This window comes from Methylotenera oryzisoli, assembly GCF_004661485.1.
Lineage (GTDB): Bacteria > Pseudomonadota > Gammaproteobacteria > Burkholderiales > Methylophilaceae > Methylotenera > Methylotenera oryzisoli.
This window is the reverse complement of sequence record NZ_PQVH01000008.1, coordinates 424905-439417: the sequence shown is the minus strand read 5'-3', so window position 1 is coordinate 439417 and position 14513 is coordinate 424905. Positions and strand designations below refer to the sequence as shown.

Genomic DNA, 14513 nt, shown 5'->3' with positions numbered 1-14513 from the left:
TTCTATGACAAAATCTGATCAGTTGCCGACGCAAGTCACCCATGTTGAGTTAGTGATTGAAGCACGCTGGGTTGTCCCTGCCGACGCAAATAATACTTTGCATGAGTTCTACTCAGTGGTGATTGATCATCAGCTGATTGTTGATGTGTTGCCAACAGACCAAGCACGTATAAAGTATGCGGCGACTGAGGTTCTTATAGCCGATGAGCATGTGTTAATACCTGGCTTGATTAATGCGCATACGCATGCTGCAATGACATTGATGCGGGGAATTGCAGATGACCAGCCTTTGATGGTTTGGCTTAACGCTCATATTTGGCCGGCAGAGCGCGCGATTGTGAATGAGCGCTATGTAGAGGATGCTTCTTTGCTCGCCTGTGCTGAGATGTTAAGTGGCGGTACAACTTGTTTTAATGATATGTACTTTTATCCGCAGGCAACTGCGATGGCTGCCAATAAAACTGGCATTCGTGCACATATTGGCCTGACCGTACTGGAATTTCCAACCAATTATGCGGTTGATGCCGATGATTATTTGCAAAAAGGGTTTGAAGCGCATGATAGCTGGCGCGGCAATCCGTTAATAAGCTCAGCACTGGCACCACATGCACCATATACAATCTCTAATTCTACTTTTGAAAAAGTACTGACTTACGCAGACCAGTTGGGTTTAGGTATCCATACGCATTTGCATGAAACACGTGATGAGATTAGCCAGAGTGAAGCAACTTATGGTGTAAGACCAATACAAAGAGTTGCTGAGCTTGGTTTATTAGGGCCAGGTTTTATTGCCGCACATGGCGTACATTTACTACCGCATGAAATTGATATGCTGGCTGAGTATGGGTGCCATATTGCGCATTGTCCTGCCTCTAATTTGAAATTGGGCAGCGGCATCGCACCAGTCCATGCTTTATTGAAAAATAATGTCAATGTATGCATAGGTACGGATGGTGCAGCGAGTAACAACCGTTTAGATATGTTTAGTGAAATGCGCCTTGCCGCCTTGCTGTGCAAGGGAGCTAGTGAAGATGCTACGGCATTACCTGCGTATCAGGCGTTGAAAATGGCGACGATTAATGCAGCCAAGGCGATGGGGCTAGATCACAAGATTGGTAGTATCGAAATAGGAAAACAAGCAGACTTGGTGGCTGTGAAGTTGAGTGACTTTGCTATATCCCCTTGTTATGACCCAGTTTCACACTTAGTGTATAGCTGCGGTCGAGAGCATGTAACCCACACTTGGGTTGCAGGTGAACTGCGTTACAGTCATGGTACTTTTGCAAATATAGAACCATTAGAGTTAAAGGAAATTATCCAAATATGGCAACCGAAGCTAAGACAATACAAACATTAAACGCAGATGTGCTGGAGTTGCAAAAATTTGGCGAACTTGCGCATAAGTGGTGGGATAAAAATAGTGAATTTAAACCGCTGCATGAGATTAACCCATTACGTTTAAACTATATTGACAACTTAGTCAGCTTAGGCGGTAAGCGTGTGCTGGATGTAGGTTGCGGTGGTGGTATTTTGTCTGAATCTATGTATTTTAAGGGTGCAGATGTGACCGGGATTGATTTGGGTGAGCAGGCACTTAATGTTGCGAAATTACATCAGCTAGAAAGTGGAGCAAAGGTAAACTACGAGCTCATTTCTGTAGAGCAGTTAGCGCTAGAGCAGCCTGCAAGTTTTGATGTGGTGACCTGTATGGAAATGCTGGAGCATGTGCCTGACCCTGCATCGATTGTGGCGGCATGTGCGCGTCTGGTCAAACCTGGTGGCTCTGTGTTTTTCTCAACCATTAACCGTAATCCTAAAGCTTATTTGTTTGCTGTGCTGGGTGCTGAATATATTTTAAATATGTTGCCTAAAGGCACACACGATTACGCAAAGTTTATTAAGCCATCTGAGCTTTCCACCTGGGTGCGTCAATCCGGATTGAATGTTTCTGGCATGCGCGGCATGAGTTACCAGCCACTGACACAGCTTTATTCGCTAAGCGATGATGTTTCTGTGAATTATCTTTTACACACCGAACTGAGTGATTATTAATCATGATGTTATTTGATTTAGACGGTACCTTAGTTGATACCGCACATGACCTTGGCTATGCGCTTAACCTGCAACGCGTGCGACACGGCCTTGCTGAACTGCCGCTAGAGGTAATCAGGCCTTACGCCTCGCATGGGTCCAAAGGTCTGCTAGCCATTGGATTTAATTTAAGCGATGCAGATGATGCGTTTGCCGATATGCGTGACGAATATCTCGCTATCTATGACCAAGTATTAACGCGAAAACCAGTTTTGTTTGATGGTATCTCTGAATTGCTAGTAACGTTAGAAGCAAATAATATACCTTGGGGCGTAGTCACCAATAAACCGCGACGCTTCACGCAGCCTCTGATGCAAAGCATTGGGCTGTTAGCGCGTGCTGCATGTGTGGTGAGCGGTGATGATGCCGCACGCCCTAAACCGTATCCTGATACTTTATTAATGGCTTGTAAGCAGGCAGGTGTGAGCCCGCAACAGTGTTGGTATGTAGGTGATGCAGAACGTGATATCCAAGCTGGTAAAGCTGCAGGCATGCAAACTGTAGTGGCTTTGTATGGATATTTGTCTGAAACGGACCAGCCAGAGGCGTGGGGCGCAGACCAAACCATACAAGCACCTTTAGACCTGCTGGCGTTTGTTAACCTTAAGCTCTCGGCAACTTGCTGATTTAGTTGAACATGTTGGTTTTATTGGCCTCGCTTGTATAAGCGAGGCGCCAGTGATAACAGGTGAGGTGTAACTTAGTTTAGAGTAGGAGCTGATTTGGATGGCTGTGATGAGATGAGCCTGAATTTTTAATTGTCTTAACAGTTACACTGAGCGGCAGGGAGCTTATTTAAATACGCTTCTGCGCTCCAGCATCGCTTGTGCAAGCGTTCCCGTATCAACGTATTCAATTTCGCCACCCATCGGCATGCCACGTGCGATACGGCTCACTTTAATGCCGCGGGCTCGTAGCAGTTCACTAATGTAGTGGGCGGTTGCGTCGCCTTCCACCGTGTAATTGGTTGCGAGGATAACTTCTGTGACAATGCCATCATTGGCACGCTTAATGAGTTTATCTAGATGAATTTCTTTAGGGCCGATCCCATCGAGCGGAGATAGCCTACCCATTAACACAAAATACATGCCAGTGTAAGCACGTGTGTTCTCAAGCATAATCAGGTCGGTTGGCATTTCCACTACACACAGCACAGTTTTGTCGCGTTGTGCTGATTCACACAATGGGCAGATGGCTTGTTCACTAAATGTGTTGCATAGCTTGCAATGGTCAACGACTTGTAGCGCATTGTTTAGGGATAACGCCAGACCACTCGCCCCTTGTCTGTCGCGCTGTAGTAGATAGTAGGCCATGCGCTGCGCCGACTTTGGCCCCACGCCTGGTAAACAACGTAGGCTATCAATGAGTTGTTCAAGCGCAGGCGGGTTTTTCATTACAATATTAAACTGGGCTTAATTTAGAATGGCAGTTTCATGCCAGCAGGCATAAAGCTTGATAGGCGCGCAGATGAAGTGGCTTCAGCTTTTGCTGTTGCATCTTTTAGTGCGATGACCAATAAATCCTCTAAGGTTTCTTTGTCATCCATCACGCTGTCATCTAAAGTGACGCGTTTTACTTCATTTTTACAAGACATTTGTACTTTAACCAAACCGTTGGCCGCAATACCTTCAACGTCAATATTGGCAAGCTCTTCTTGCGCTTTTTGCATGTTAGCTTGCATTTGCTGGGCTTGTTTCATTAAATTACCCATGCCACCTTTCATCATATTGTTCTCCTTAATTTGATTAAATTGGTTTGATACTATTCGGAATAATTGTCGCACCGAAGTCATCAATCAACGCTTGTACAAAGCTATCTTCTTCAATTGCGTTTTCTGCGTTGGCTTGAGCTTGTGCTTTTTCTTGAGAAATTTGTTTGGCAGGAGTGTTACCTGTGCCGCCAATGCTAAATTGCAATCTAATTTTTCTATCAAAGTGCTGCGTAATTGCTGTTGTTAACTTTTCTTGATAATTAGCGGAGACTAGGTGTTTTTGACTCTCAGGCACGCTGAGCGAAATGCTATCTGCGTCATACGCAACCAACTCGCAGTGCTTGGCTAACTCCCTGGCAAGCCCAAGTTTTAGTGCATCCACTAATGCACGCCAGTTTCCATTAAAGCTAGTACTACCTGTGCGGGGGCTATCTGTTGTATCTGTAATAGGCGCCGAGTCAGTAGTATCCACCGCAATGCTGGCAACTGGTACTGCTTCAGCCACAGTAACGGCTTCAGGTTTTGGTGTTTCAGCGGGCGCAGTCGACGCTATAGGGCGTACATTGTTGACTGGATTTGTTGTTTTGGCTTTTTGGGCGCTATTTTCGCTTGGAGTAAATGCGAGCATGCGTAATAGGCTCATAGTGAAACCGGCAAACTCGTCTGGTGCTAAGCCTATGTCACGGCGTCCTAGTAAGGCGATTTGATAATACAGCTGCAAGGTTTCGGGCTGAATTCTTTGTGCCAGATTTATTAAGGCCTCACGCTCTGGCAGGTCGTTCGCAACACTTTCAGGTACTGTCTGTGCGACAGCAATCTGGTGCAGCAGTTGCGCAAAATCATTCAAGGCGGCGTCAAATGATATGCTGCGCTCTTCCATTGCCTTAGCTTGATTAATCAGGCTGTTGCCGTCATTGGCAAGTAGTGCATCCAATAATTGGTATAAGTAGCTTTGATCAATAGCGCCCAGCATTGCGCGCACTTCTGACTCATGCACAGTTTGGCCGCCGTAGGCAATGGCTTGATCGGTAAGCGATAGTGCGTCACGCATACTGCCAGCCGCCGCGCGTGAGATTAAGTGCAGTGCAGTTGGTTCAAATGCAATGTTTTCTTGGGTTAGGATATTTTGCAGGTGGCTGGTAATCGAGGTGCCAGCCATTTGGCGCAAGTTAAACTGTAGGCAGCGTGATAATACGGTTACTGGTACTTTTTGCGGATCTGTAGTGGCGAGGATAAATTTGACATGCGCTGGCGGTTCTTCCAGCGTTTTTAGCATGGCATTAAATGCACTTTTTGACAGCATGTGCACTTCATCGATGATGTAAACTTTAAAGCGGCCAGCAGTCGGTGCGTATTGTGCGTTATCCAGTAAATCACGCATGGCATCTACCTGCGTGTTACTTGCCGCATCCACTTCAATCAAATCTACAAAGCGGCCTTTATCAATTTCAGTACAGGCATTGCAAACGCCACACGGCTTTGCGGTGATGCCAGTTTCGCAATTGAGTGATTTTGCCAGTATACGTGCCAGTGTGGTTTTGCCAACACCGCGTGTGCCGGTAAACAAGTAAGCATGGTGTAGGCGATTTTGTTCAAGGGCATTAGTGAGCGCACGTACGACGTGATCTTGACCGACCAACGTTTCAAACGATTTTGGGCGCCATTTACGCGCTAGCACTTGATATGACATAACCTAAACTTTAGCTGAAAATTGTATTTTCGTCTTTAAATTATTAGGAGGTTCTTTGGCTTTTAAAATGTGCTTTAGCTAAAGAAAAGAAGAGGCGAGCCTTTACCCCGGCACTTGCTTAATAGTTGTGGCTGCTTGCTTCCGCACCTGACCAGGTTGGCTACTTCACAATGCGGGGAGGCCCGCCGGACGTAATTTTACAATACTTTGCCGGATTTACGTTAGTGCTTTGTTGATATTTGTAAGGCTTGTGAGGATTTTGTGCTGATAACGATTGCAGCTTAATTACCTAAGCCTCGAATTGCACAACATTTTCTTCTTCGTTAGACTCATCCAAGAATGCATTTTTGATGGCGATGACTTCGCCAAAGTCACTTAAGAAAGCTTCTACGCATGCTGGGTCAAAGTGTTTACCACTCCCATCTCGCAGTAGTTGGCAGGCTTCTTCAATAGACCACGCCTTTTTGTAGGGTCGCTCCGAGGTCAGTGCATCAAACACGTCTGCCACTGCAACAATGCGGCCAAATAGCGGAATGTTTTCACCAGATAAACCATGCGGGTAGCCGTTACCATCATATTTTTCATGATGAGTAAGTGCGATTTCGGCTGCAACTTGCAGTAACGGGGAACTGCTTGCGCTAAGTAACTCATAGCCAATTTCTGCATGACGTTGCATCACTGCAAACTCCGCCGGAGTGAGGCGGCCTGGCTTAAGTAGAATAGCATCAGGAATACCCACTTTTCCAATATCGTGCATGGGTGCAGCCTCAAGCAGTAGTTCCTGTTCTTGTACTGATAGTCCAAGCGCATGTGCGATATGCTTAGAGTAATGTGCCATGCGCTGAATATGGGCGCCTGTTTCCGGATTGCGATACTCCACCGCCTTTGCCAGACAGAATATGGTTTCGCGTTCTTGGTCTTTAATTTTTCTGGTTGCTTTGCGTATTTCGTCTGTTAACCATGCTGCACGGTCAATTAGTTTTTTTTGGTTTTGGCGTAATGCCAGCATGTTTCTGGCGCGAGTAATGAATTCAATATTGTCTAAAGGCTTATTCAAAAAGTCGGTGACACCGCTGCCAAGCGCTTTTTGGCGAACAGAGGTGTCATTACTAGCGGTCACCATCAGTACGGGAATGTCTTCGTAGTTAACAAAGCCTCTGAATTGCTGGGTGAATTGAATGCCGTCCATCTCACGCATGGCATAATCTACTACAACCAAATCTGGCTCATAATCTCTACACCATAGCAAAGCTTTTACCGGGTTGGTAAATGCTATCGCCTCATACTCTGGGATCTTTTTAATAAGATGCTTCAGTAAAGTGATATTGAGTTCGGTGTTGTCAATTAATAATATGCGCATGTTCTTTCATTAGCCATTGATTAAAGCACTCTGCAATTATGTCTTAAAATAGGGTTGGTAGAACACTAAATTGGTACTATTTTGAATAAGTGCCATTTATGTGAAAATTAAAGCTGGGCTTGAGTGGCGGCAGGTTCGGGAAGGGATTAATCCTTTTGCACGAGCACTTAAATGTATAATGGATTCGTCTGTTGCAGGCGATTGTTATGATGCTGTATTTATATAACTTATTGAAAAGATAAGGTTTAATCAAATGACTGTTTCAGTTAACCAGCCTCTTACCGCACTGCCGTCTTTTTTAAATGAAAGTTCGCTGTTATTGAATGAGTTGCTGCACGCGGTTGCAGATGAAATTTACTTGCTCGATGCCGCTGATTTGAAGTTGGTGTACGCAAATGCAAGTGCACTAAGTAACACAGGTTTTGATCTGGCTGGCTTGCAAAAACTGCCATTATCCGATGTGCTAGGTGTATCCCAAGCCACGTTAAAAGGGCATTTGCATGCACATGGCAGTGAGACTAGGTTTTTACGCTTAATGCAAGATCTAGCCCCGGTAATCGGGCGCATCAGCCATGAGCAATTGTGCGTTAAGATTATTTCCTCAGAACAGGGCACCTTTTTGTTGTTGATTAAAAGTGACCTCTCACCCATTTCAAGCAGCGATTGCCATGATTGTGCGCATACTTTCAATCAGGTGCTGATGGATAGTGAGTCTAGGGTAGAGGCGATTATCTCCAATACACCGGGTTTGGTGTTTCAGTTGCAGCTTGATCCGCGTGGCGATATTGTTTTTACCTACCTCAGTGAGGGCTGCAAAGCGTTGTTAGGGTTTAATGCCGCCGACCTGATGCAGGAGTCAAAGCTGTTTTTTGCGATGATGAATCCCAGAGACAAAGCTTCACTAAGAAAGCGCTTGGTCCACTCTGCCGATGCGCTCACCCAGCTGGATTGGGAGGGAAGGGTATGGATTAATGATTGGCAGGATAATAAGTGGGTTAACCTGCGTGCAATTCCTAAAGTGCTGAATGATGGTGTGATTCAGTGGGTTGGCATTATGATTAATATCACCCAAAGTAAGAATGAAAAGCTTGAACTGCAGGAGTCTCGCCATGAGTTAGCCCAATTAACTGCGCATATGAACCAAATCAAGGAGTTAGAGCGCACGAGGATCGCGCGAGAAATTCACGATGATTTGGGTGGAAATTTAACCGCAATTAAAATTGGCTTAACGTCTATTATCAATCGCTTGGCTACTGGCTTGCCCGTATCTGCCGAACAAGCAAAAGGTTTAGAATCAATTGTAGACAATACATTTGAGGCCATACATAAAATATCGAGTGATTTAAGACCGAATATATTAGATTTAGGTATTGTGGCGGCACTTGAGTGGCAGGCAAAAGAGTTTGAAAAACAGGTAGGTATATCCTGTACTTTTACTACGAATCAGGCCGATATTGTGGTGACGCCGGATCAGGCCATTACTTTATTTAGAATTTGCCAGGAGTCGATGTCCAATATTGCTAAGCATGCCAATGCAACCTCGGTGCAGGTGGATTTGAATTTACATTATGGTGAAATAATCATGAAAATTAGTGATAATGGTATTGGTATTAATACTGCTGATACCTATAAGCCTAATTCTTTTGGTCTAAGGGGTATGCAGGAGCGAGTTGCCGCTTTATACGGTAGCTTTGATATTGACCAATTGGCCGATCAAGGTACGGTTGTTGCGGTCACTCTGCCAATAGAGTAGGGTTGCTGTTCAGAGAAGAAAATGATGGTGTGAGTGATGAGTAAAAAACCTAAAATAAAAGTCATTATCGCAGATGATCATGCCATTTTAAGGGCAGGCCTCAAGCAAATTCTGTCTGAAACCGAGGATATATTGGTGATTGCAGAGGCGCAAAATGCAAACGAAGCCATTAAGTTAGGCTCGCAGCCTGATGCGGATGTGTTATTGCTGGATATTTCGCTGCCAGATAGAAGTGGCATGGAGGCGCTTAAGTATATCAAGCGTGAGAATAGCCATATTGCCGTGCTGATGCTTTCTATGCATAGAGAAGATGAGTACGCAATTCGCGCGCTAAAATCTGGAGCTGCCGGCTATTTATGCAAGCAAAGTGCTTCATCAGAATTGGTGAATGCAATCCAGACCGTAGCAAGAGGGAAAAAGTATATCACCCCTGAGGTGGCGGAAATTTTAGCAAACCAGATAGGCCGAGATGATCAAAAAGCGCCGCATGAATTGCTCTCCGATCGTGAGTACCAGACCTTTATCATGATTGCTTCTGGTTTGTCTGTGACGGATGTTGCCAACAAGCTTTCTCTTTCAGTGAAAACAGTCAGCATGTATCGTGCACGCTTGCTGGAAAAAATGCAGCTCAAGCACAATGCCGAGCTAACACATTATGCTTTTAAGCATAATCTTGTTAGCTAAGGCTAGCTTGTGAATTGGCTTGAATTGGTGGTGTGGGTTGTGCCAAGCTAATCTAAAATGAGTCAAAGTAAGCTGCTTTTGTATATTTGTTTCGGGTATCAAACGTGTAGTAGTTTCAGAATAATGTCATTATCTAAAATTAGCGGTAATCACATGTTATATTGCTATTTGCTCGTTAAAACTATGGCTGAAATAGGGTAATGGTTAAAACTAAAAATAATACAAATCCTGCTTTAGATGAAATGAACGCTTTACTCGCGTTGTTTAATCAAAGAAAACTCCCTGAAGCACTGGCCTTAGCCTTATCCATGGTTAAGCAATATCCTAAACATGGTTTTGTTTGGAAGGTGCTGGGCGCTATCTATCAAGCGCAAGGGGCGATAGATTTAGCACTGCAGGCATTAAAAAATGCAGTGCTGTTTTTAGCGGATGACTATGAGGCGCAATACAATCTGGGTAATTGCTTTTACGATCAGCAGCAGTTAGATGCGGCGATTGCTTGTTACCAAAAGGCAATTCAGTTCAACCCTAGTTTTGCCCAAGCACATTACAACCTAGGTAATGCATTTAAAAAACAAGAGTTATTAGAGCAGGCTGAACTAAGCTATAAAAATGCCTTGCGTTTTGATGCTAATAATATTTGGATTTTTGATAACTTAGCGCATGTACTCTACGAGCTAGGCCACTTTGCTGAGGCAAAAGAGTATTACGAAAAAGCATTAGCAATAGAGCCCAATTTTGTTTCTGCGCATATTGGTTTAGCTGCCGTAGCTAAGGCTCTAGGGCAACTGCAAGATGCAGAAGATGGCTTTAATCAGGCAATTGCAATTGGCGCCGAGTTTGAAGCGTATAGCAACTTGGCAGACTTGTTGCATGCCGATGGACGGCTTGCTGAAGCAGAGGCTTGCATACATGCGGCAATCCAGGCACACCCTCAGTCGGTTGATGCATACGTCAAAATGGCGGTGTTTTTAAGGACGCTGGGCCGAGTGCCTGAGTCTATTCCATACTTTATTCAAGCATTGTCTATTGATCCAACACGTAAAGACGTGCACGTTGACCTTGGTTTGGCAAAAGCGGAGCAAGGTTTTTTCTCTGAAGCAGAGGTATGTTATCGCCGAGCCATCGAGTTGGCTCCAGATTATTGGCTGGCATATAACAATTTAGGCTTAGCTTTGCATCGCATGGAGAGGTACCAAGAGGCTGAGCTAGCTTTTGGTCAGGCCATCGCGCTTCACCCCGACGAAGCCTTGCTTTACAGTAATTTAGGATTAACGCTAGCTGCACTTGGGCAAATTAAAAAGGCGGAGGCATCGCTAATTAAAGCGATTGAAATCTTGCCAGAGTATGTGAATGCGCATATCAATTTGTGCACCAATTACATTGCGCAAGGCCGCCTAGATGAAGCTGAACAAGAGTGCTTTGAAGCACTTAAATATGACCCTTCATCCAATAAAGCCAGAAGTAATTTATTGTTCGCCATGAATTATTCGGGGCACCATAGTGCGGAGTACCGCTTGCAACAAGCGGTGGAGTTTGATCGGGTGGTTACCGGTAAGGTAGAGCAGGTGTTCACCGCTTGGCATACCAATCCCCAAGCCAAACGCTTACGTATAGGCTTGATGTCTGGCGATTTGCGTCAGCATCCAGTAGCCTACTTCTTGGAGCATTGGGTCCGAAATATTGATTTCTCCAAATTTGAGCTTACTGCTTATTTGACTGATATTCGTGAGGATGCGTTTACCGGCCGCCTTAAACCAAATTTTGCGTATTGGAAATCGTTAGTTGGCATGACAGATCAGGCTGCGGCTGAGCTGATTCATGAGGATGGTATCGATATTTTATTTGACCTTTCAGGGCATACCTCAGGTAATCGCCTGCAGATACTTGCCTGGAAGCCCGCGCCGATTCAAGTTAGTTGGCTTGGTTACTTTGCGACGACAGGAATGAAGGCGATAGATTATTTTATTGCCGATGAAGTTGGCGTGCCACCAGCTCATCAAACGCATTTTACTGAAGAAATAAAATATGTGCCTGATACCAGATTGTGTTTTACAGCACCGCATGTAGCGGTAGAAGTCTCGGCTTTGCCCGCACTCACACGCGGTTATATTACTTTTGCCAGCTTTCAGACCCTAGCCAAAGCAGGTGATGAAGTTTTGGCGTTATGGGCTGAGGTGATGCGTGCGATACCTAGTTCCAGACTGCGCTGGCAGTGTAAGTCATTTGGGGATGCAGATGTGGTGGCTAATATGGTCGCCAAGTTTGCCCAGTTAGGCGTTGGCGCAGAGAGGCTGACGTTACTGGGGTCGGTATCGCGTGAGGCTTACTTTGTTTCGCACCACGATGTTGATCTGATTTTGGATACATTCCCGTACCCAGGTGGCACTACCACTTGTGAGGCGCTATGGATGGGTGTGCCTACCTTGACACTGGCCGGTGATAGCCTAATTGCAAGGCAAGGCGCTAGTATGCTCACAGCCGCGGGTCTTGCTGATTGGGTGACAGACACTAAAGGCGCGTATCTGAATAAAGCATTAGCACATTGCAGTGACTTGAATCGCCTGTCTGATTTAAGAGCAGGGCTTAGAGCACAAGTACTTGCCTCGCCTTTGTTTGATGCAGAGCGCTTTGCCATGAACATGGAGACTGCAATGCTGGAAATGTGGCATGCACATATCGGTAAAACTGGCTGTGATAGTGCTGTGCCTCAAACACCGGAAACTCCAGTCCAGCAGGAGCGTTATGTGCAAATTATCAGCGCTACTCGCTATTCGGAAGAGGATTTTTGGCACAAGTCAGCGCTTGGTCTATCGTTGCATCGGCATTTAAAACAAGATAGCGGCATCACTGCGAACGTAGCTTTTAATAATACGCAGGGGCTTTCTACCATATTTAACCAAGCGATCGAGCAGGCAGATCATCGGGCTATTCTGGTATTTGTGCATGATGATGTGTGGGTGGATGAAGCAAACTTTGTCGATACGCTGAATGCCGGACTGGCAAGTTTTGATGTGATTGGGGTGGCGGGTAACAAGCGTAGATTGCCCAATCAGCCAGCTTGGTTATTTATCGATACAGCCCTCACTTGGGATGAGCCTGAGTATTTAAGCGGCACGGTGTGGCATGGTCCACATGCTTTTGGTGAAGATAAGTTTTATGGAGAAGTGCCCGCCGCGTGTGAGTTGCTAGACGGTGTATTTCTTGCCGTAAGGAAATCGACACTCAATGCTGCGCAAGTGAGGTTTGATCCGCAGTTTGACTTTCATCTATACGATATAGACTTTTGCCGCAGTGCCAGAGATGCTGGGTTAAGCTTGGGCACATGGGCAATCAAGTTAACGCATCAGAGTAAAGGCGCATTTGGTTCGCCACATTGGGCACAGAAGTGCCAGCTATATTTTAATAAGTGGGAAAGCAATACGCCTCAGCAGCAGGCGCTACATGATGCAATGAACGGCGTGATGCAGATGGCTCAGCAGCACGAAGCTGACGGTCAGTTGGAGCAGGCCGCGACTCTTTATCAAGAGGTGTTGAATATCCAGCCTGACAACCCGGAAGCTAACTACCGCCTAGGAATCGTAGTGTTTAACCTGCATGGCGTTAATGCAGCATTACCGCTACTTGAAAATGCCGTCCAATCTAAACCAGAGGCTGAGCAGTATTGGGTGACTTATATTGATGCACTTATGCAATCTGCAGATGTAGCAACGGTGTTGGAGGCATTGGAGCTGGGGCAGAAGTTTGGTTTAACTGCGCAAACCGCACAAGTGATTGCTGAAGAATTCTTGGCGCAAATTGATGCCCAAGCACCGCCCGCTGTAACCGACTCTTTATGCTCAAATGAAGCCATTAAGCGCTACCTGATGGAAATGTTGAGTGCTAATATCAAAGCAATTAACGCGGCGGCGTCTAAAAGCAGTATTTCCCCACATTTAGATTTTTCTGCATTCGAACCCACCATAAATGCATTGCTCAGTGGCAATCAGCATAACGAAATTCTATCGCTCATTTATAAGTCCATCAGTGCCATCAAATTACAGCCAGAGTTTATTGGTACTAAAGTTTTTACACCGTATTTTGACAGTGTATTGGAAACCATAAATTTTGAGCTCGGTGATGTCATAGCTAGAGAGCATAAGCTGGCAAATGTCGTGATTGCATCAGAGGTTTACGACTATGGAGGTCATACCAAAGTCATACAAGAGATTTTATCGTCTGTAGAGAACCCAATTCTAATCATCACCGACATATATGATCGTTTTGCAAAAAAACATTTATTTGAAAAAGTAGCATCGCTATTTAACTGTCCAGTATTAATTTTGCCTAGCGAGGCTTATTTAGATAAAGCCAGAAGGCTAGCGGCCTTTATCAATACTTGCGCCAAAAATGTATTTATTCTGACGCATCATGAAGATGCAGTAGCGATCGCGGCATGTCAAAAAACAATAGATACCACGTATTATTTTGTGCACCATGCAGACCATAACCCGGCATTAGGTAATACAGTCTCGCACTTTAATCATGTCGATTTGTTTGAGCCTATGGCTAAATTGTGTGCGCAAGACTTGAGTAAATCAGTCACTTTATTGCCGACATCTTCCCATGATTTAGGTGCCAAGACGTTTGATTATCCGATTCAACAATTTTCTACTGTCACCGCTGGTTCTGCTGGCAAGTTTACGATGACTGGTGACCTTAGTTTGAGTAGCATTATTCGAGCGTCATTAACCACATGTGGAGGCAAGCATTACCACTTTGGTGAGCTTTCAGCTGAGCAGGTGCAGTTGATTCAGGATAGTTTAGTGCAGGCATCGATAGACCCTGCGTTATTTGTATACATGGGTAACGTACCATCCTTGTGGGAGAGTTTGCTGGCGATTGATGCGCATATTTTCTTGGGCTCGGCACCAACTCCTGGTGGGAAGTCCAACTTAGAAGCATCCGCTGCCGCATATCCCTTACTTGCTTATGTTCCAGTGGATGCACCTCGCTATCTGTATGTAGGTGCAGAAGCACAAATTGGTTTAATGTGGTCCACGCTAAACACACTTACCGTGGGTTTAAGGACAGTCATGGCAGAGCACGCGAAGTTCTCCCAGCAATCCAGACAGTTTTATGTATCAAATTGCTCTAGTGATACCTTTAAGAAAAAGCTAATACAGCTTTGCGATGCGACTTAACTAGCGGTCTTTTTTAATTGATTTATATTCAGTGACAATGT

10 protein-coding genes and 1 other RNA gene are annotated in these 14513 nt (G+C 45.1%); 6 read left to right on the top strand and 5 right to left on the bottom strand.

The features are described from left to right. The first annotated feature begins 4 nt into the window (after positions 1 to 4). From C3Y98_RS06770 to C3Y98_RS06760, 3 genes are read left to right on the top strand one after another with little or no spacing between them, the layout of a single operon-like run. The gene (locus tag C3Y98_RS06770; protein WP_135277479.1) at positions 5 to 1357 is read left to right on the top strand and encodes a TRZ/ATZ family hydrolase; all 1353 of its coding nucleotides are present in this window, start codon (positions 5 to 7) and stop codon (positions 1355 to 1357) included. Then, positions 1324 to 2052 carry a bifunctional 2-polyprenyl-6-hydroxyphenol methylase/3-demethylubiquinol 3-O-methyltransferase UbiG gene (gene ubiG, locus C3Y98_RS06765; RefSeq protein WP_135277477.1) on the top strand — a complete coding sequence of 243 codons (729 nt, stop codon included), beginning with the start codon at positions 1324 to 1326 and terminating at the stop codon, positions 2050 to 2052. The genes C3Y98_RS06770 and ubiG overlap by 34 nt, the downstream gene beginning before the upstream one ends. A 2-nt stretch (positions 2053 to 2054) precedes the next feature. Then, positions 2055 to 2717: an HAD family hydrolase gene (locus tag C3Y98_RS06760; RefSeq protein WP_135277475.1), complete on the top strand. Its 663-nt coding sequence runs from the start codon at positions 2055 to 2057 to the stop codon at positions 2715 to 2717. 165 nt (positions 2718 to 2882) lie between these two features. On the opposite strand, the gene recR is transcribed toward C3Y98_RS06760, so the two are convergent. From recR to C3Y98_RS06735, 5 genes are all read right to left on the bottom strand, one after another. After that, complete coding sequence (recR, locus tag C3Y98_RS06755) at positions 2883 to 3485, bottom strand: recombination mediator RecR (protein ID WP_135277473.1); 603 nt, start codon at positions 3483 to 3485, stop codon at positions 2883 to 2885. 23 nt (positions 3486 to 3508) lie between these two features. Continuing rightward, on the bottom strand, positions 3509 to 3817 hold the full coding sequence (locus tag C3Y98_RS06750) for a YbaB/EbfC family nucleoid-associated protein (RefSeq protein ID WP_015831850.1): 309 nt from the start codon (positions 3815 to 3817) through the stop codon (positions 3509 to 3511). 19 nt (positions 3818 to 3836) lie between these two features. Next, complete coding sequence (gene dnaX / locus C3Y98_RS06745) at positions 3837 to 5492, bottom strand: DNA polymerase III subunit gamma/tau (RefSeq protein WP_135277471.1); 1656 nt, start codon at positions 5490 to 5492, stop codon at positions 3837 to 3839. A 90-nt stretch (positions 5493 to 5582) separates the two neighbouring features. After that, an RNA gene (ffs, locus tag C3Y98_RS06740) (signal recognition particle sRNA small type) lies at positions 5583 to 5679 on the bottom strand. Between the two features lie 102 nt (positions 5680 to 5781). Next, entirely contained in the window at positions 5782 to 6852 is a 1071-nt protein-coding gene (locus C3Y98_RS06735) for an HD-GYP domain-containing protein (protein WP_135277469.1), read from the bottom strand. Positions 6853 to 7105: 253 nt separating this feature from the next. Between C3Y98_RS06735 and C3Y98_RS06730 the strand changes: the two genes are divergently transcribed. The 3 genes from C3Y98_RS06730 to C3Y98_RS06720 all read left to right on the top strand — a co-directional run bounded on the left by C3Y98_RS06730 (position 7106) and on the right by C3Y98_RS06720 (position 14472). Then, entirely contained in the window at positions 7106 to 8605 is a 1500-nt protein-coding gene (locus C3Y98_RS06730) for a sensor histidine kinase (RefSeq protein ID WP_135277467.1), read from the top strand. 36 nt (positions 8606 to 8641) lie between these two features. Beyond that, on the top strand, positions 8642 to 9289 hold the full coding sequence (locus C3Y98_RS06725) for a response regulator (RefSeq protein WP_167759906.1): 648 nt from the start codon (positions 8642 to 8644) through the stop codon (positions 9287 to 9289). A gap of 200 nt (positions 9290 to 9489) precedes the next feature. Further along, a complete protein-coding gene (locus C3Y98_RS06720; RefSeq protein ID WP_135277463.1) occupies positions 9490 to 14472 on the top strand; it encodes a tetratricopeptide repeat protein in 4983 nt (1660 codons plus the stop codon). The last annotated feature ends 41 nt before the right edge of the window (positions 14473 to 14513 follow it).

Coding starts and splice junctions, on each gene's coding strand:
- C3Y98_RS06770 (WP_135277479.1), top strand. CDS start 5: ATGACAAAATCTGATCAGTTGCCGACGCAAGTCACCCATGTTGAGTTA.
- C3Y98_RS06750 (WP_015831850.1), bottom strand. CDS start 3,817: ATGATGAAAGGTGGCATGGGTAATTTAATGAAACAAGCCCAGCAAATG.
- C3Y98_RS06720 (WP_135277463.1), top strand. CDS start 9,490: ATGGTTAAAACTAAAAATAATACAAATCCTGCTTTAGATGAAATGAAC.
- C3Y98_RS06735 (WP_135277469.1), bottom strand. CDS start 6,852: ATGCGCATATTATTAATTGACAACACCGAACTCAATATCACTTTACTG.
- ubiG (WP_135277477.1), top strand. CDS start 1,324: ATGGCAACCGAAGCTAAGACAATACAAACATTAAACGCAGATGTGCTG.
- C3Y98_RS06730 (WP_135277467.1), top strand. CDS start 7,106: ATGACTGTTTCAGTTAACCAGCCTCTTACCGCACTGCCGTCTTTTTTA.
- recR (WP_135277473.1), bottom strand. CDS start 3,485: ATGAAAAACCCGCCTGCGCTTGAACAACTCATTGATAGCCTACGTTGT.
- dnaX (WP_135277471.1), bottom strand. CDS start 5,492: ATGTCATATCAAGTGCTAGCGCGTAAATGGCGCCCAAAATCGTTTGAA.
- C3Y98_RS06760 (WP_135277475.1), top strand. CDS start 2,055: ATGATGTTATTTGATTTAGACGGTACCTTAGTTGATACCGCACATGAC.
- C3Y98_RS06725 (WP_167759906.1), top strand. CDS start 8,642: ATGAGTAAAAAACCTAAAATAAAAGTCATTATCGCAGATGATCATGCC.